This is a genomic window from Lysinibacillus sp. NPDC093712, assembly GCF_050280025.1.
Taxonomy (GTDB): domain Bacteria; phylum Bacillota; class Bacilli; order Bacillales_A; family Planococcaceae; genus Lysinibacillus.
In genome coordinates, this window is sequence record NZ_JBNNUU010000003.1 from 264,906 (window position 1) to 282,699 (window position 17,794).

Annotated in this window: 14 protein-coding genes; 2 read left to right on the forward strand and 12 right to left on the reverse strand. The window is 38.0% G+C overall.

All coding sequences use genetic code 11. From position 1 onward, the window contains the following. Position 1: 1 nt before the first annotated feature. The 12 genes from rsgA to ACQKNX_RS14020 form a co-directional block, all read right to left on the reverse strand. Positions 2-886: a ribosome small subunit-dependent GTPase A gene (gene rsgA / locus ACQKNX_RS13965; RefSeq protein ID WP_427429384.1), complete on the reverse strand. Its 885-nt coding sequence runs from the start codon at positions 884-886 to the stop codon at positions 2-4. An 11-nt stretch (positions 887-897) separates the two neighbouring features. Further along, positions 898-2,874 carry a Stk1 family PASTA domain-containing Ser/Thr kinase gene (pknB, locus tag ACQKNX_RS13970; protein ID WP_427429385.1) on the reverse strand — a complete coding sequence of 659 codons (1,977 nt, stop codon included), beginning with the start codon at positions 2,872-2,874 and terminating at the stop codon, positions 898-900. 2 nt (positions 2,875-2,876) lie between these two features. After that, positions 2,877-3,626 (reverse strand): Stp1/IreP family PP2C-type Ser/Thr phosphatase, encoded by a 750-nt coding sequence (locus tag ACQKNX_RS13975; protein ID WP_427429386.1) that lies wholly within the window; start codon positions 3,624-3,626, stop codon positions 2,877-2,879. 6 nt (positions 3,627-3,632) lie between these two features. Continuing rightward, on the reverse strand, positions 3,633-4,775 hold the full coding sequence (rlmN, locus tag ACQKNX_RS13980) for a 23S rRNA (adenine(2503)-C(2))-methyltransferase RlmN (RefSeq protein ID WP_427429387.1): 1,143 nt from the start codon (positions 4,773-4,775) through the stop codon (positions 3,633-3,635). Beyond that, on the reverse strand, positions 4,775-6,136 hold the full coding sequence (gene rsmB, locus ACQKNX_RS13985; RefSeq protein ID WP_427429388.1) for a 16S rRNA (cytosine(967)-C(5))-methyltransferase RsmB: 1,362 nt from the start codon (positions 6,134-6,136) through the stop codon (positions 4,775-4,777). The genes rlmN and rsmB overlap by 1 nt, the downstream gene beginning before the upstream one ends. After that, positions 6,133-7,074 carry a methionyl-tRNA formyltransferase gene (gene fmt / locus ACQKNX_RS13990; protein WP_427429389.1) on the reverse strand — a complete coding sequence of 314 codons (942 nt, stop codon included), beginning with the start codon at positions 7,072-7,074 and terminating at the stop codon, positions 6,133-6,135. The genes rsmB and fmt overlap by 4 nt, the downstream gene beginning before the upstream one ends. 1 nt (position 7,075) lies before the next feature. Beyond that, positions 7,076-7,570, reverse strand: coding sequence for a peptide deformylase (gene def, locus ACQKNX_RS13995; RefSeq protein WP_340825905.1), 495 nt, complete (start codon positions 7,568-7,570; stop codon positions 7,076-7,078). A 94-nt stretch (positions 7,571-7,664) separates the two neighbouring features. Continuing rightward, the gene (priA, locus tag ACQKNX_RS14000) at positions 7,665-10,076 is read right to left on the reverse strand and encodes a primosomal protein N' (protein WP_427429390.1); all 2,412 of its coding nucleotides are present in this window, start codon (positions 10,074-10,076) and stop codon (positions 7,665-7,667) included. Next, on the reverse strand, positions 10,073-11,083 hold the full coding sequence (coaBC, locus tag ACQKNX_RS14005; RefSeq protein ID WP_427429391.1) for a bifunctional phosphopantothenoylcysteine decarboxylase/phosphopantothenate--cysteine ligase CoaBC: 1,011 nt from the start codon (positions 11,081-11,083) through the stop codon (positions 10,073-10,075). Before coaBC ends, priA begins: the two co-directional genes overlap by 4 nt. A gap of 130 nt (positions 11,084-11,213) precedes the next feature. After that, on the reverse strand, positions 11,214-11,441 hold the full coding sequence (gene rpoZ / locus ACQKNX_RS14010; RefSeq protein WP_173477811.1) for a DNA-directed RNA polymerase subunit omega: 228 nt from the start codon (positions 11,439-11,441) through the stop codon (positions 11,214-11,216). A gap of 4 nt (positions 11,442-11,445) precedes the next feature. Beyond that, positions 11,446-12,063: a guanylate kinase gene (gene gmk, locus ACQKNX_RS14015; RefSeq protein ID WP_173477812.1), complete on the reverse strand. Its 618-nt coding sequence runs from the start codon at positions 12,061-12,063 to the stop codon at positions 11,446-11,448. Positions 12,064-12,106: 43 nt separating this feature from the next. Then, a complete protein-coding gene (locus ACQKNX_RS14020) occupies positions 12,107-12,982 on the reverse strand; it encodes a YicC/YloC family endoribonuclease (RefSeq protein WP_427429392.1) in 876 nt (291 codons plus the stop codon). 318 nt (positions 12,983-13,300) lie between these two features. On the opposite strand from ACQKNX_RS14020, the gene ACQKNX_RS14025 reads away from it, so the two are divergent. Continuing rightward, on the forward strand, positions 13,301-14,995 hold the full coding sequence (locus ACQKNX_RS14025) for an Rqc2 family fibronectin-binding protein (RefSeq protein ID WP_427429393.1): 1,695 nt from the start codon (positions 13,301-13,303) through the stop codon (positions 14,993-14,995). 533 nt (positions 14,996-15,528) lie between these two features. Beyond that, positions 15,529-17,214 (forward strand): methyl-accepting chemotaxis protein, encoded by a 1,686-nt coding sequence (locus ACQKNX_RS14030; RefSeq protein ID WP_427429394.1) that lies wholly within the window; start codon positions 15,529-15,531, stop codon positions 17,212-17,214. Positions 17,215-17,794 lie beyond the last annotated feature (580 nt).

Sequence of the window (17,794 nt, forward strand, 5' to 3'; positions counted from 1 at the left end):
ATTAATACCTCGGCTTTCGATCCATAATTTCTTGCATAAATTGTTCGTAATGCTTGTAGCGGTACTCACGAATTTCTCCAGTTTCGACTGCTGCCTTAACCGCGCATTTAGGTTCCTTCAAATGCAAGCAGGCTCTGAATTTACAATCCTCAGCAATGCGTGTTATCTCTGGAAAACATGCACCTAACTCCTCTTTTTCAATTTCATCAAAATCAAATGAGCTAAATCCTGGTGTATCCGCCAATAAACCGTCACAAACTTCTATTAACTCAACATGACGAGTCGTATGTTTGCCTCGTCCTAAGCTTTGCGAAATAATGCCTGTTTTTAAATTTAAATCAGGAATTAACGTGTTAAGTAATGTCGATTTCCCAACACCAGATTGTCCAGCAAGCACCGAAGTTTTTCCCTTTAAAATTGGCTGAAGACGATCTACTAATTCTTCCTCATCCTTATAGGTTTGAAGCACTGTATATCCCATGTTTTCATAATCTTCTATATAGCTCTGTAATTCCACACGCTCATCGTCTTCTATTAAATCCATTTTTGTAAGGCAGATGATTGGATGTACATGAAATGACTCTAAAACGACTAGGAAACGATCGAGTAAAATTGTATTGAAGTTTGGCTCTTTTACAGAAAACACTAAAATGCCCTGATCGATATTGGCAATTGGCGGACGTACAAGTTCATTTTGACGATCAAGTATTTTTTGAATTGTACCATCTGAGCCTTCTAATTCAAGTGTATACTCAACAAAGTCACCGACTAGCGGGGATTCTCCGCGATTGCGAAATACCCCACGTCCTCGACATTGTATGAGCTCTTCACCATTATAAACATAATAATAGCCACTTAATGCTTTACGAATTTGGCCTTGCGCCATCCAATTCCCCCTCATTTAACGTCATCATAATTAAAGCTTTCTGACTCGATAATTTCCGAGTCACGGATTATTTTATAAGCCGCTTCTTCACCTTCTACGATGACAAGTTGTATTTTGTATTGTCGGTCACTCGTAATAGTAAATTCATCAAAGGTTTTCACCATTGTATGGGTTTTATCTTGAATTTCAATGCGTATAACTTGTTCAGCGCCTTCTTCAGACGGCTCATATGGAATTAAAACATTTTTAATAAATGTCTTCACAGGTTTCTCAGCCGGTCCTTTACTTAAAACAACTGCAATTGTATCGCCTTCCATTAAGCTAGTACCCGGTTTCGGCGTTTGTGAAATGACACTGCCCGCTGCGACGGTATCATTGTAATCCTCTCGAACAGTACGCCATTTCAACCCTACTCGATTTACGTAATCATCCATTTGAGCTTTCGTGTAATTTGCAACACTATCTACTGTAATCATTTTTACGCCTTGGCTTATCGTAAATGTAATCGTTGCATCTTTAGCGATTATCTCAGCACCTTCTGCCGGATCTTGTTCAATAATTTGTCCTTCAGGCTGTTTAGAATGCACATAATTTTTTTGGATTGAAAGTTTATCTTTTAACAATGACTCAACTTGACTAATTTGTTGCCCCGTGTAGTCATCGATTTTAATCATTTCTACACCTAAACTGACAATTAACCCTACTTCAGTTCCCTTTACTCGCTTTGCACCTTCTGCAGGGTCTGTTTCAATGACTTTGTCTTTTTCAACTTCCTCAGAATTACGCTCTTGTTTTTGTTCTGCTACAACAAAGCCTTCATCTTGTAATTTTTTTGTAGCTTCTTCCACCGTTAAATTAGCAACACTAGGCACCTCAATCTTTTTCGGGCTAAATAAATCTGTTGCAAATAAAAAGAATAGGAACATAGCTATAACGACTACTAATAGCCCCGTCACATATATTGGCCATTTTTTCTTTTGTTTAACAGACGCCACTTTTTCTACAGGTTTCTTAGTCTTTGCTTCAGCTTTCGATTGTGTGATAGGTTCCATTGCTCTTGTTTGCGTTAAATCCTCATCTTTGCGTATTGGCTCTTCCTTTATAATTGGAATAGCTCTTGTAGCGTCATTATCGATAGGAATCGTAAACTTTGGTTCATTAATACGTGTTGATGATAATACCGTATCCAAGTCCTCTTGCATTTCTTCTACGGTTGCATAACGGTGGGAGGCATCTTTGGCAGTAGCCTTTAATACCACATTTTCTAGACTTTGCGGAATTGTACCATCAAATGCTCGAACCGATGGTGTCTCTGATTGCAAATGCTTAAGTGCAATGGAAACAGCAGATTCACCCGAAAACGGCAATTCCCCTGTTAGTAATTCATACAACACAATGCCAAGCGCATAAATATCTGATTTATTTGTTGCTGTTCCACCACGAGCCTGTTCAGGTGATAAATAATGCACAGTTCCTAGCACAGAATTTGTTTGGGTAAATGATGTCGCACTCAGCGTCATAGCTATTCCAAAATCTGTAATTTTCACATTACCATCCGCATCCATTAAAATATTTTGCGGCTTAATGTCACGGTGGATAATATGATTTTCATGAGCATTGGCAATCGCTGACGTTAATTGCTTCATAATATGCACACTTCTGGCAGGAGAAATTGGTGCAAATTCCTGTATGTACTGCTTTAACGTCTTTCCTTGAACATATTCCATCACTATATAATGCAGATCTCCATCATCACCTACATCATAAATACTTACAATATTCGGATGTGTAAGGCTTGTAACTGAAAGTGCCTCACGTTGAAAACGTCGATGTAATTCATCCTCATTGGTAAAATCATAGCGTAATATTTTTATCGCTACATCCCTATTTAATATCATATCATGCGCCAAGTATACATTGGACATGCCTCCGCCACCAATGAGATCTAAAATTTTATAGCGGTCACTAATTCGTTTTCCTACAAGCATACTTACACCTCCTCATCTTGCCTTGTGAGTAACACGAGAGAGATGTTATCTTCTCCCCCGCTTGCATTGGCTAATTCCACAAGTTTTCGTCCTTTTTCTTCAATTAAATCTGGATAGGTAATGATAGATGCCATTTCATACACTGTCAGTTTATTGCTTAAACCGTCAGAGCAAATTAGTAAATACGATTCGGGCGCTAGCTCTACTTCATAAAAGTCTGGCTCAATAGTTTCCTCTGTTCCAACAGCTTTTAAAATGAAATTTTTCTTCGGATGCGTCAACGCTTCCTCTTCGCTAATTTCACCATTTTCAAGTAGAACATTAACGTAAGAATGATCTTTTGTTATTTGTTGTGCGCCATCATCAAAGAAATAATACACGCGACTATCGCCAACATGCGCAATGAAGCAATAATGTCCTTCAATTAACACGGCAATAAACGTTGTACCCATTCCTTTACAGTCTTCGTGTGATAAAGAATAGTCGAATATATTTTTATTCAATTGCTTAACTGATTGTCGTAACCATTCTTTTTTGGATGTCATAGTTGCAAAATGATGTGTCTCTGCTTGTAAAAAAACGGTCTCCATTTGTTTCATTGCCATATCACTCGCCACATCGCCAGCATTATGTCCACCCATGCCATCCGCTACAAGTGCTAGTGCAAGTCCATCTGGTCGTTTAAAAAATGCAGCTCGATCTTCATTAATTGCTCGTTTTAAACCAATATCACTTTCGACTGTGTATTCCATCACTGGTCACCTCGTTTCTTCAGATCTCTCTTTCGCACGTAATTGTCCGCATGCCGCATCGATATCAGACCCTTGCTCTCTACGGATTGTTACGTTAATACCATTTTTCTTTAATGTTTTTTCAAAAGCAAAAATTTTACTGCGAGATGTACGGATATAATCACGTTCTGGTACGTAGTTTACAGGAATTAAGTTCACGTGGCATTTAATTCCTTTTATTAATGCAGAAAGTTCTTCTGCAACTTCAACTGAATCATTTTCACCTGACATTAAACCATACTCAAAACTTACACGTCGGCCAGTTTTTTTCGTATAGTAACGAACAGCTTCCATTAATTCATCCAATTTGTATGCACGTGCAATAGGCATAAGTTTTTGACGTGCCTCCTGGTTTGGTGCGTGCAATGATACAGCAAAGTTAATTTGAAGCTGTTCATCAGCGAATTGATAAATTTTAGGTACAATACCAGATGTTGACACAGTAATGTGACGTGCCCCAATATTTAAACCTTTTTCATGATTAATGACTTTTAAGAAGCTCATCATGGCATCATAGTTATCGAAAGGCTCACCAATGCCCATAATAACGATATGTGACACACGTTCATTTACCTCATCTAAAGCTTGCTGTACTTTTACAACTTGCTCTACAATTTCACCTGCTAATAAATGGCGCTTCAAGCCACCTAAAGTTGATGCACAAAACGTACAACCAATTCGACAGCCTACCTGCGTAGTTACACATACTGAGTTGCCGTATTCATGACGCATTAAAACTGTTTCAATAGAATATCCATCTTGTAGCTGAAATAAAAATTTAATCGTACCATCTTTAGATTCTTGTTTAATGATCGTTGACAATGTTGTTAACGCAAAGCTTGCCTCTAACTTGTCACGTAATGTTTTTGATAGGTTAGACATTTCTTCAAATGTTTTAACACGTTTATTGTATAACCAGTCAAAAATTTGTGCAGCTCGGAATGGTTTTTCCCCATTTTCTTTTAGCCATTCTTCTAATTGATGTGGTTGTAATGAATAAATTGATTCTTTTAAATTAGGCTTTTCTTTTTTCGCTCGTCGAACTGGCTTTTCTTCAGCTGCCTCGACTAAGTCGTTAATACGGTCATTAAATTGCTCTTGATCCACCATTAGTTGGATTCTCCTTTTTTACGAAAGGCTGCGACGAAGAAACCATCACTGCCGAAGTCTTGTGGGAAGACTTGAAGCATGCCATTTGCTTGCTTTTCCGCTAATTTTGTTGGTAAAGATTCTAGTTGTATAGCTTCCATTTCTGGATGCTCTCTTAAAAAGGCATCGACAGTGCCTTCGTTTTCTTGTTTATCGACTGTACATGTACTGTACACAAGCTTGCCTTCATTTTTTAGTACTTTAGTTGCTGCATCGAGTAGTGCCAACTGGATTTTTTGAAGGTTTTCTAAATCTTCTTCACGCTTCGTATATTTAATATCCGGCTTACGACGCATAACACCTAAACCACTACACGGAGCATCGACTAACACCGCGTCGAACGATTCTGGTTGTAAAAACTCTGGAGCCTTACGTCCATCAATCGGAGCTGTTTCTACAATTTCAAGTCCTAGACGTTCTGTATTATGGTCGATTAAATCTAATTTATGTGGGTGCAAATCCGTTGCCAAAATGGAACCTTTATTGTCCATTTTTTCTGCCAAATGTGTCGTTTTACCACCTGGTGCTGCACACATATCTAAGACGCGCATTCCTGGAGAAGGATTCAAAACATTTGCAGGAATCATTGAGCTTTCATCCTGAATAGTGATAAGTCCATCCTGAAATGCCTTTGTACGAGCAGGTTGGCCATTTGTCACATGTAGACATTCTGGCATTAAATCACTTAGCTGTGCAGTTAAGCCTTCAGCTTGTAAGCTTTCAATCGCTTGTTCTGCAGTCGCCACCGTCGTATTGACACGAACCGTTTGCACAGGCGGTACGTTATTTTCATGAAGCATTGCTGTAGCTACCTCTACGCCATAATTGTTTACAAAGCGTTCTACCAACCATTGTGGATGACTTGTTTCAATAGCAAGACGTTCTATAGGATTTTTTATATCCTCTATAGATCGTACACCTTGACGCAATATAGAACGTAAAATACCATTGACCGTAGATGCAATTCCTTGGTGTCCACGGCGTTTTGCAATTTCTACCGCTTCGTTCACTGCTGCGTGAGGCGGAATACGCGTTAAATAATGCATTTGATATAGCGACAAACGCAATAGCCAGCGCACCCAATGATCTAGTTTACCACGAACAAATGGCTCTAAATAATAGTCGAGGGTCATTTTATATTGAAGCGTACCATACGTAATTTCTGTTAAAAGTGCACGATCCTTTGATTCAATTTTATGGCGTTTAATCGTTTCGTGTAAAAGTAAATTACTATACGCTTGGTTTTTATCTACTGCTAATAGGATAGAAAGTGCGGCATCCCGTACATTGCCATCCCAAATTACTACGCTTTTTTTACTCATTTAAACTGATCCCCGATCTGTAATTTCGAACCTGTACCTCGCAAATAATCCTCTGCCGTCATACGCTTTTTACCAGCTGGCTGAATGTCATATAATGCAAGTGCTGTTCCATTTCCAGCCGCAACCTCAAAGTGGTCCTTTGCAATTGCTACGACTGTACCAGGTGTACTGTTATGTTTTGCTTGTCCTACCTGCGCCCACCAAATTTTAAAGTTTCCTTCTTCAAAAGTTGTATAAGCTACTGGCCAAGGATGAAGTCCTCGCACTTGATTGTATAAAGTCGTTGCATCCTTTGTCCAATCAATTCGTTCTTGTTCACGAGATATATTGCTCGCAAATGTCACTTGTGTTTCATCTTGTACTGTACGGCTATTAGTTCTATCTATAATAGAAGGAAGTGTTTCTTTTAATAGGTCACAGCCTACAACACTTAGTTTATCAAATAGGCCACCTGTATGGTCATCTTCTTCGATAACTATTGCCTTTTGAGATATAATATCGCCTGCATCTAACTTTTCCGCCATATACATAATTGTTACACCCGTCTCTTTTTCACCATCAATAATTGCTTGATGAATAGGAGCTCCTCCGCGGTATTTTGGTAAAAGTGATGCATGCACATTAATACAACCAAGTGGTGGGGCATCGAGCAATTCTTTCGGTAAAATTTGTCCAAATGCAGCTGTAATGACGATATCTGGCTGTAATTCAAGTATTTGCTGTAATTCTTCAGAGCCACGTAGCTTTTCAGGTTGAATAACAGGCAAGCCTAATTCCAATGCCGCTGCCTTTACAGGTGGCGGTGTTAGCACTCGCTTACGTCCTACTGGTCGATCTGGTTGTGTAACAACTGCTTTAATAGCATAGCCCTCTTTGTGTAGCATACGCAAAATTGGCGCTGAGAAATCAGGTGTTCCCATAAAAATAATCGACGTCATGTTATTCCTCCTCTTCTGCGTACATTTCTTCTAGCTCTTCTTCTGTAAGAATACGTTTAATTTTAGAATCAAACAATATACCATCTAAATGATCAATTTCATGTAAAATTGCTCGCGCTTCAAAGCCACCTGCCTCAAGCTCATACACACGCCCTTCACGGTCACATGCTTCAATTTTTACATAGTCAGGACGTTCAACTTCTCCATAAAGACCAGGAAAACTTAAGCAACCTTCAATATCAACTTCTGCACCGTCTGTTTTAATTACAGTAGGATTAATCATTTCTAAAATATCTCTTTCCTCGCCAAGCTCGACAATTGCCACACGTAAACCTACATCTATTTGTGGTGCTGCAATGCCCACACCATCATATTCCACCATCGTGTCATATAAATCATCTAGTAATGCTATAATATCTTCATTAATTTCTGTTACTTCAGCACATGGTGTTGATAAAATTTTTGCTGGATGTTCGATCACTTTTTTAATCGCCATTTTTCGTTCCTCATTTCTAATATTTAAGACTTCTCCGCCTTTATTTTTATATCAGGCTAATAGCTAATAAACTGAATTTGTATCTTATAGCATTCTATATAGTAGACGGGTCTAAATCTACCGTCATTAATATGCCCTGTTTTATCCATTCTGCTCGATACATTGCAAGCAATCGTTGCAATACAGGTATCAGATTTGGTTCAATTTTATATTTTATCAAACATTGATAGCGATATCTATTTTGGAGACGGCTAATACTTGCAACTGTTGGGCCTATAATAGACACTTGATTTGATAAATTTCCCCGAAGCCAATCCGCAGCTCGCCCGGCATACTCCGCTGCCATCATCACATCTTCATGAGATACTTGTATAAGCGCAACGAAATAGTAAGGTGGATAGCCTGAACGACGGCGTAAAAACATTTCCCGTTCATAAAATGGCTCGTAATCTTGTACTTTAGCTAATTCAATTGCATAATGCTCAGGAGTATAAGTTTGAATGACGACCTCACCTGGTTTATCATGTCGTCCTGCCCTACCACTTACCTGTGTAAGTAACTGGAAAGTCCGTTCCGCTGCACGGTAATCTGGTAGATGCAATGATGTATCGGCACTAAGCACACCAACAAGTGTAATATTAGGAAAATCAAGTCCCTTTGCAATCATTTGCGTACCGAGTAAAATATCGGCTTGCCCCTCACCAAATGCTTGCAAAATCTCTTCATGCGCCCCCTTGTGCTTTGTTGTGTCAACATCCATTCTTAGTACCCTAGCCTCTGGGAATAGCTTATAAATTTCTTCTTCCACTTTTTGCGTTCCTGTCCCAAAATACCGTATGTGCTCACTTTGACATTGCGGACAAATTTGCGGCACATGTTCTTCATAACCACAGTAATGACACTTAAGTTTTTCAGTTGTGCGGTGATAGGTTAGCGAAATATCACAGTTCGGACATTGTACGACAGTACCACAATCACGACATAGCACAAATGACGAATACCCTCTTCGATTTAAAAATAGCACCATCTGTTCTTGTCGTTCGAGTCGAGTCCGTATCCCTTCAATAAGCAGTTCAGAAAACATAGAGCGGTTTCCTTTTTGCAGTTCCTCGCGCATATCTGCAACAAATACAGTTGGCATCGCCTGATGCAGAGCACGTTGTTTTAAAGTAAGTAGTGTATAGACACCTTTTTTTGCACGAGCAAACGACTCGAGGGCAGGTGTCGCACTACCTAAAATGACAGGACATTGGTAATATTGGCTACGCCAAATTGCCACATCTCTCGCATGATAGCGTGGGGAATCCTCCTGCTTGTAAGTAGATTCATGCTCCTCATCTAAAATAATGAGCCCTAAATTTGTAAAAGGTGCGAAAATTGCTGAACGAGCGCCAACTACTACCCTTACTTTACCTTGTTGAATTTTCCGCCATTCATCATACTTCTCACCTACAGATAACCCACTATGCATGACCGCAACCATTTCACCAAAGCGACTACGGAAACGCTCTGTCATTTGCGGTGTTAAAGAAATTTCAGGCACTAGCATAATCGCTTCCTTGCCCTCATTTAAAACCTTTTGAATCGCCTGTAAGTAGACTTCTGTTTTACCACTACCTGTTACACCTTGCAATAAAAAGGTTGAAGCGGAATGTGTATCAAGTGAGTGTGCAATGGCGTTTAATGCAACAGCCTGCTCGTCCGTTAATTGTAAAGATTGGGTACGCGCAACTTCATTTGTAAAAGGATCTCGATACACTTCTTCCTGTATAAAACGCGCAGCTCCTTTGTCAATGACCGCTTGTAATACTGCAGCAGATACATCTGTTTCATCATAAATTTGCTGAGGCGTAAAAATTTCTCCAAGATGCATAGACATCCATTCAATTAAAGATCGTTGCTTCGCAGCTCTCGATGCCTCTAACATTGCATTTCTTAGCGCTTGTTCGTCCTCTGCTATTTTGACCATACGTACTTCTTTAACATTACCTTGTTGCTTCACAACATTTTCTATCTTTACAATTTTATCTGCAATCAGTTGTTTTAATAACGGCAATAAACCTACTCGTTCAAATTCCTTAAAGTTTGCCTTTAGACGTTTTCCAAAAATTTGCTGAACTTCTATTGGCAATGTATCTTGCTCTACTTGTAACTTAACAATTTTTTCATACTTTGCCCGAAGTGCAGAAGGTAGCATTACTTGCAAAGCATCAATTTCATAACAAATCGTTTCGTTTTTTAACCACTTTGCCATCAACAGCATTTCTTCTGTGAAAACGGGCTCTATATCTAAAATTTGTGCAATTGGCTTTATTTTGTTTTCAGGGACATCTGTGTCACTTTTTAAACCTACAACAAACCCTAGTACATTTCTTGGTCCAAAAGGTACTTTCACACGACAACCTTTTTCTATAACAGCTACCCATTCTGTAGGAACAGCATAGTCAAATGTGCGATCTACGTGGTATGTCGAAACATCCACTATAATCTCAGCATATAAACTCATTGCGCCTCACCTTGTAATACATGCTGCCATAAAACTTTCGCAAACTGTGTCGCGTCCGAGACATCCAATACTTCACCATTTACTTTCGCAGTATGACTAAAATCAATCCATTCGTCAGATAAAACTTGTAACATCGGTTCACCATAAACTTTTTGTCCAAATGTCACTGCAGCCGTACCTTCGACAGACAGAATAGGAGCTCTTTCAATAGTTGGTATATGTGCCGCGTGAAGTAAAAATGCCTGTGGATATTGTTTTTTTAAGCGCTCAACTTCCGCAATCAGTTCATTGGCATTTGAAGCTTCTCCACCAATTAAAATCGCATGTGCTCCCAGTGTTTGTGCTTCGTTCACTAACGCCTGTCCAATCCGACCATTCGCCTTTGTACTAATTACATGTTGATCATCCAAAGGGACATACCATGCACCCGCCGTCACAAGCACCTTTTTACCTGCTAATAATTTGACCTTTGATGAAAAATACTCTTGCACAAGAGCTGTAATATTTTCTGGTTCCTCTAAACGACCTTTGCCAACATAGCCACACGCTAAAAAGCCTTCTGACGGTTCAATAAATTGATAGCCATCTGCCGCTAGCTGTGCCAAGTTACGTTTGACTGCTGGATGATCATACATATGAACATTCATTGCTGGTGCAAGCCAGACGGGAGCAGTTGTGGCAAGTAAAGTCGTCGTGACCATATCATCAGCAATACCGTTTGCGAGTTTACCAATGACATTTGCAGTTGCAGGTGCAACTAATATTAAATCCGCCCAATCTGCTAAATCTATATGGGCAATGACATTTGAATCCTTTTCATCAAATGTATCGAAATAGACATCATTTTTTGACATGACTTGAAAGCTTAACGGATTGACAAACTGTCGCGCCGATGCTGTCATAATGACCTTTACGTTGGCACCTGCCTGAGAAAGCTTACTCACTAGTGCTACAGCTTTATATACAGCAATACCACCTGATACACAAAGTAAAATATTTTTGTTCATCTACAATGTCGTCCTTTCAAACGATAAGCTCCCAAAGGACAATTCCTCGGGAGCTCTCGGCATTTTTGTATAATCAAAAAATCACTGCAGATTTTAACATTAACTTGGCAAAAGCTTTGTTACATCAATGTTAGATTTCGTCTTCGTACACAGCTGACTCATCTTGAGATACTTTCGTAAGTACACCTGCTGCTACCTCTTCAAGTGCTTTCCCTACATATTTATAGGAAACGTATTTGTGCAAGCGCTCAGTACCTTCAATTTCTTGCATTTGGCGAGCACGTTTTGACGCTAAGCTTACTAAAGAATATTTTGAATCGATCTCTTTTTTTAAGGCATCTACTGATGGGTATAACATTGGTTTATTCTCCTCTCAACATTGACAAATATCTTTTTTCAACACGTTCTCTTCGACAATGCTCGGCTTTAATAATCGCATTTATACGATCACAGGCATTTGTCACTTCATCATTTTCAACTACATAATCATATAAGCTCATCATTTCAAGCTCTTCACTTGCAGTTGCGATGCGCTTCGCAATAACATCCGCTGTCTCTGTCCCACGCCCAACTAAACGATCTTTTAATTCCGTTAAACTTGGAGGGGCTAAGAAAATAAATAAGGCATCCGGTGCTTTTTTACGAATTTGCGCTGCTCCTTGTACTTCAATCTCCAAAAATACATCCCGACCAGCATCAAGTGTTTCATTTACATACGTTATCGGAGTGCCGTAGTAATTTCCTACAAATTCAGCGTGTTCTAATAAGCCACCTTGTTCAATTAACGTTTCAAACTCTTCACGCGACTTAAAAAAATAGTCTACACCATCTACTTCACCTTCGCGAGGATTTCGTGTTGTCATTGAGATGGAATACTCATAATTCGTATTCGGTTGAGAAAATAATTCTTTTCGCACTGTCCCTTTTCCTACACCAGACGGGCCAGACAGAACAATTAATAATCCGCGTTCTTTTATCATTTATTCTCTATATCTCCCTTAATTTATAACAGATGCAAGCATTTTATTCGATATTTTGAACTTGCTCTCGCATCTTTTCTAAAATTGTTTTTGCCTGAACTACTGCAACGGCTGCTTCTGTCGATTGATTTTTTGAACCTATTGTATTAATTTCGCGATGAATCTCCTGCATTAAAAAGTCTAATTTACGTCCGATTGAAACTGTTTCTAGTAACGTTTCTTCCAGTTGGTTAAAATGACTATCTAAACGATCTAACTCTTCTGTTATGTCCACTCGTTCAGCAAATATCGCTACTTCTGCGAGCAAACGATCTTCTAAGAGCGCTCCATCTGCTATTTCAGCAATTCGATCTAATAATCGTGTACGATATTTTTCAACAGCAAGTGATGAATACGAGCGAATTTGATTCACTTGTTCCATTAACTGTTCCTTATATTGTACAACAACATCTTGCAATTCTTGCCCTTCACGCTCACGCATTTGGATCAACTGTCCAGTAGCTTCTGTCACCGCATTCTCAACTGCCCCCAATAAATCCTCTGGCGTTAGTTGCGGTTTTTTTTGTACTAACGCTTGCTCTAGCGCTAATAGCTCCTGCATTGTCCATTTTTCTTCTAGTAGTACTTTACTTGCTAATTGCTCTTTTGCCTTACGATACGCTTCAATTAATGACCAATTAATTTCAATAGATTGCTCGACGTTTTCTAAATCCTTCACATCTACCATCACATCAATTTTTCCACGTGATAAAGATTGTGAAATCAATTTCTTAGCAAATATTTCTGCCTCAAGCCATTCTTTCGGGAACTTTGCATGAATTTCTAAAAAACGATGGTTGACCGAGCGTATTTCTACGGTTAACTGAAAGTCTCTTGTTGTTGTGACACCTCTGCCAAAACCAGTCATACTACGCACCAAGGTTCGTCACACCTTTCTTTGCATACTGGGATTATTATAACATAAGCTCTGTCATTTATGACGGCTCTCCACAAAAAATTCGCTAGTGCAAAAATTAATTCTACCACATCTGAAGCTATATTTTAATATTCACCTAAAAAATGCTATGATAAACATACAAAAAATGCATTCATGCGTAAGGTGGCTGTTTGAACACAATTTATAATAGGAAGAATCCCTTCCTATATGTTCATCTACACAGACAAATATGGCGCAAAAATTACTATTATATACGAATACACAATGATGCAATATATCGTTGGAAAGAGGAAAATTAAAATGGCATTCGATGGCTTATTTACTTATTCAATGACAACAGACCTGCAACAATTAGTAACAGGTCGCATTACTAAAATACATCAACCTAATGCTCAAGAAGTTGTTTTACAAGTTCGTGCAAATGGTGGCAACCACAAATTATTGTTTTCTATCCACCCTTCCTATGCACGTGTACATCTTACTGAGCAAACAATAGAAAATCCCGCGGAACCTCCTATGTTTTGTATGTTATTACGTAAACATTTAGAAGGTGGTTTTATTTCTTCTATTAAACAGCACGACCTAGATCGCATTATTATAGTAGAAATCCATAGTAAAAATGAAATTGGCGATCCAATTGTACGGGAATTACACGCAGAAATTATGGGTCGTCATAGTAACCTGCTATTAATTGATAAGGAACAAAATAAAATAATCGATAGTTTAAAACATTTATCACCATCGATGAATAGTTTCCGCACAATATTACCTGGACAGCCTTATATTGCACCACCCGCACAAAATAAATGGCAACCCCTATCAGTCACAGATGAGCAGTTATCAGCATTTTTCACTGAGCCGAAAACAGCAAAAGAAGTTGTTTCGCAATTTGTCGGCTTTTCTCCATTACATGCCGAGGAATTATTATTCCGCTTAACAACTGCGGCTAATAAAGTAGTATGTTTCAGAGACTTTATGGCAGCCTTTTGTGATGGCGGCACAGAACCAATGTATGTATTTTCAAATAAAAAAACCTATTTCTCTCCTATCGCTTTAACCCATTTACAAGGAGAAAAAACCGTTTATCCAAATGTACATGAACTCCTTGACCGCGTATTTTTTGCACGTGCTGAGCGAGATCGTGTGAAACAACAAGCCGGAGATTTAGAACGCTGGCTACAAAACGAAATCGATAAATTGTCATTAAAAATAAAAAAACTAACGAAAGACTATGAGCGTGCTTCCAAACTAGATCAATTCCAATTGTTTGGGGAACTACTTATGGCCAATATATACGCTTTCGAAAAAGGTGTGAAGGAAGTTACAGTAACTAACTATTATAGTGAGTCCGCTGAAGAAATTACGATTCCTGTAAGCGAACGTAAAACACCTATTGAAAATGCGCAAAGTTATTACACAAAATACACAAAGGCTAAAAATGCCCTTATTATGGTTCAAGCGCAACTTGAAAAAACAAAAGAAGAAATAACTTATTTTGAGATGCTAGCTCAACAGGTTCAACAAGCATCTCCAGGTGATATAGAAGAAATACGTGAAGAATTAGCGGAACAAGGCTATTTAAAACTACGTCACGCTAAGAAAAAGAAAAAACAACTAAAACCTGAACCAGAACATTATATATCATCTACAGGGACACCTATTTCTGTAGGCAAAAACAATAAACAAAATGATATGCTAACATTTAAAATTGCTAAACGTACAGATATATGGCTACATACAAAGGACATACCGGGTTCACATGTAGTCATTCACGCTACTGAGCCAGATGATACGACATTGCGAGAAGCAGCGACACTTGCCGCTTATTTCTCAAAAGCGCGCGACTCTTCCTCTGTTCCAGTAGATTATACAGAAATACGTCAAGTCAAAAAGCCAAATGGTGCTAAACCAGGATTTGTTATCTATTTCGAACAAAAAACATTGTTTATCGATCCAGATGAAACTGTCATTTTACAGTTAAAAAAACAGTCTTAAAGATCGGAAAGGCTGGGACAGTACTTTAAAATTTTAGAAATCGAGACAAAGGTGTTCGTAAATTTCCACTGTTTATGATGAAGAAGATTTGCCATAGATTAAATTCAACAGAGAGTACTAGTTGAAGGTAGCGGAGGCGGTGACTCCTGCTCAGAACGCACACAGCGTAAGGCACGAGCAATCCATACGTTAGCGAGGGTTGTGGCTTACGCATGTGCCCGCGGAAAGCATCCGCCGTAGCTCGTCAACAGCATAAAAAAGTGTTAGATTGATTGCAGTCAATCTAACACTTTTTCTCTTTTGTCCTAGTCTCTTTTCATTTCCAAAGTTCATTCTCCGCAATGTGTACTATATATAGATTTAAATCAATGACTTTTGTGATTTTCACAGGCTATGTTCCCTATTACGATATTTTAAGACCTTCACAATGAATATTCTGAACTGTTTCTACCTTCTGTTATTGACTTCTAGCCTCCACGATGTCTTAATTTAACTATAAAAATCTTTATCATTTCAGAAAGGGCGTATTCACTATGTCTGTTGGCAAAAAGTTAAGCTTCGGTTTTTTCTCGATCATCTTTACCCTATTCATTTCTTTACTTATTTTATTTATACAATTTTCTAAAATTGAAAGTAAAGTTGAAGATGCATTAGAAAATCGCGTCTCCTTAGTTGAACTATCGGATAATATTAAAATTGAATTAGCAATGCAAGGTCTTTTTATTCGCGCAATATTTATTGAAGATACTCCATATAATAAGGAGAGTTTTGGAAAATATTCATTAATGCTTGATGAGCATGTTGAGGAAATTACAGAAAAAGCAGATTCACCTGAAATGATTGAATACGCTAAAGAGCTTAATACATATAACAATGCTTTTAACAAAGCAGCTGATACTGTTTTAGCTTTACAGGATAAAGGTAATATAGAAGAAGCTTTACAAAAAGTAAATGGTGAAGCCCAACAAGCAAACAGAGAACTATCCGAAGTCTCTGATAAAATTATAGACTATCAAAAGAATCAACTAGAAATTATTACGAAGGAATCTAAACAGGCAGTAAAAAACGCTCAAATTATTTCTGTTATAGCGCTAATTATTGGTGTAACACTTGGCTTGTTCCTTATGTTCTATGTACAACGAAAAATTACTCGCCCTTTAAAATCTATTGTAGCTGCTGCTAACAATATTGCGAATGGTGAATTATATCATCAAGATATTGCAAATCAATCTAAAGATGAAATTGGCCAGCTAGCAGTATCCTTTAACACGATGAAAAGTAACGTCCGTAGTTTAATGACACATATACAAGATAACTCTGAACATTTAACAGGCTCAGCCGAGGAGTTAACTGCCTCTACCGAAGAAGTTTCTGCTACAACAGACGAGGTAACATTACGTATTAATGAAACTGCTGCGTCAGCCGTGGCAGCAACAGTTGCTGCCAAGGAAAGCGCTGCTGCTATGGATGAAACTGCAACAGGGGTACAACGTATTGCCGAAGCAACACAACAGCTTCACCATAGTGCTATTGCTACATCTGAAACAGCCAACAGTGGTAACAGCATTATAGAAGAAGCACAGCAACAAATGAACGTCATCAATGATTCAACTCAACTGATTAACACGCTCGTTCAAAAACTTAGTAAACAATCAGTAGAAATTAGCAATATTACAGAAGTTATAACAACAATTACAGATCAAACAAATTTACTTGCACTTAATGCCGCAATCGAAGCCGCACGTGCTGGTGAACACGGTAAAGGCTTCGCTGTAGTAGCAGATGAGGTACGCAAGCTAGCGGAAGAATCAAAACAATCTGCCAATCAAATTGTTGCTTTAACGCAAGACATACAACAAGATACAAAAAATGTAGAAAAGGCAGTATTTGATGGCCTTCATTCTGTAACAGATGGTGTTAAAATGATAGGAAATGCAGGCATTGCTTTTGAATCTATCGTTAAAGCAATTAATACAATGTCAGATCAAATTGAAGATATTTCTGCAACTTCTGAAGAAATATCTGCCAGTGCTGAGCAAGTAGCAGCATCTGTTGCTGAAATTGCTTATGGGGCTTCAGCAAGTGCTGACAATACGAAAATTATCGCCGAGGCAATGAAAGAACAAGCAGCAACAATCCAACAAGTAAACTTAGTTGCGACAGATTTAAGTGAAAAGTCTTTAGATTTACAAAATCAGATACATCAATTTAAGTTATAAACCTCAAAAAACACTCTAGGTAAACGACACATCGTGTTTGCCTAGAGTGTTGTTCTATGCAATACATTTATCAAAAATCGGATGAATTGACGAACTTCACATAAATTTTTAATAAGAAATCATTTTTATACAAAATACATATCACCATGTAGAAATATGCCGAAAAAGAGAAAACGAAACTTCGAATTTTTATCTAAAAGTTAATAAATATTGCTTTTTGATATATTAAACCGCTTTCCGAAGCGTCAATGTATTATTTCAAAAAAATATTAGACTACTATTTTCTGCTTAAATGGTGCTATTCTATCTATTAAACCGCATGCTGTTTCATACAAATTTCTCTCCTTTTCCCTTTTTTTCTCTCTTAATGCTAAATACTAGATAAATACAAAACAAAATTTTTATATATCATTTATAGATAGTATTATTCATATTTTTAGATTAGAACTTACAGGAAATTACCTTATTAAAAATCATATTCACTTAGTTTTACGATGATTTTCTACAAAACTATGTAAATTTCTTAAGGTATAACAACCGTGACTTTTGAATCATTTTTCATTGCGACATAATATTATCA

Bases quoted from the DNA above. Each gene is read 5' to 3' on its own strand.
- rsmB (WP_427429388.1), bottom strand. From the start codon at position 6,136: ATGAGTAAAAAAAGCGTAGTAATTTGGGATGGCAATGTACGGGATGCC.
- def (WP_340825905.1), bottom strand. From the start codon at position 7,570: ATGGCGATTAAAAAAGTGATCGAACATCCAGCAAAAATTTTATCAACA.
- gmk (WP_173477812.1), bottom strand. From the start codon at position 12,063: ATGATAAAAGAACGCGGATTATTAATTGTTCTGTCTGGCCCGTCTGGT.
- priA (WP_427429390.1), bottom strand. From the start codon at position 10,076: ATGAGTTTATATGCTGAGATTATAGTGGATGTTTCGACATACCACGTA.
- ACQKNX_RS14030 (WP_427429394.1), top strand. From the start codon at position 15,529: ATGTCTGTTGGCAAAAAGTTAAGCTTCGGTTTTTTCTCGATCATCTTT.
- ACQKNX_RS13975 (WP_427429386.1), bottom strand. From the start codon at position 3,626: ATGGAATACACAGTCGAAAGTGATATTGGTTTAAAACGAGCAATTAAT.
- fmt (WP_427429389.1), bottom strand. From the start codon at position 7,074: ATGACGTCGATTATTTTTATGGGAACACCTGATTTCTCAGCGCCAATT.
- ACQKNX_RS14025 (WP_427429393.1), top strand. From the start codon at position 13,301: ATGGCATTCGATGGCTTATTTACTTATTCAATGACAACAGACCTGCAA.
- coaBC (WP_427429391.1), bottom strand. From the start codon at position 11,083: ATGAACAAAAATATTTTACTTTGTGTATCAGGTGGTATTGCTGTATAT.
- rlmN (WP_427429387.1), bottom strand. From the start codon at position 4,775: ATGGTGGATCAAGAGCAATTTAATGACCGTATTAACGACTTAGTCGAG.
- rsgA (WP_427429384.1), bottom strand. From the start codon at position 886: ATGGCGCAAGGCCAAATTCGTAAAGCATTAAGTGGCTATTATTATGTT.
- pknB (WP_427429385.1), bottom strand. From the start codon at position 2,874: ATGCTTGTAGGAAAACGAATTAGTGACCGCTATAAAATTTTAGATCTC.
- rpoZ (WP_173477811.1), bottom strand. From the start codon at position 11,441: ATGTTATACCCATCAGTAGATGCCTTAAAAAAAGAGATCGATTCAAAA.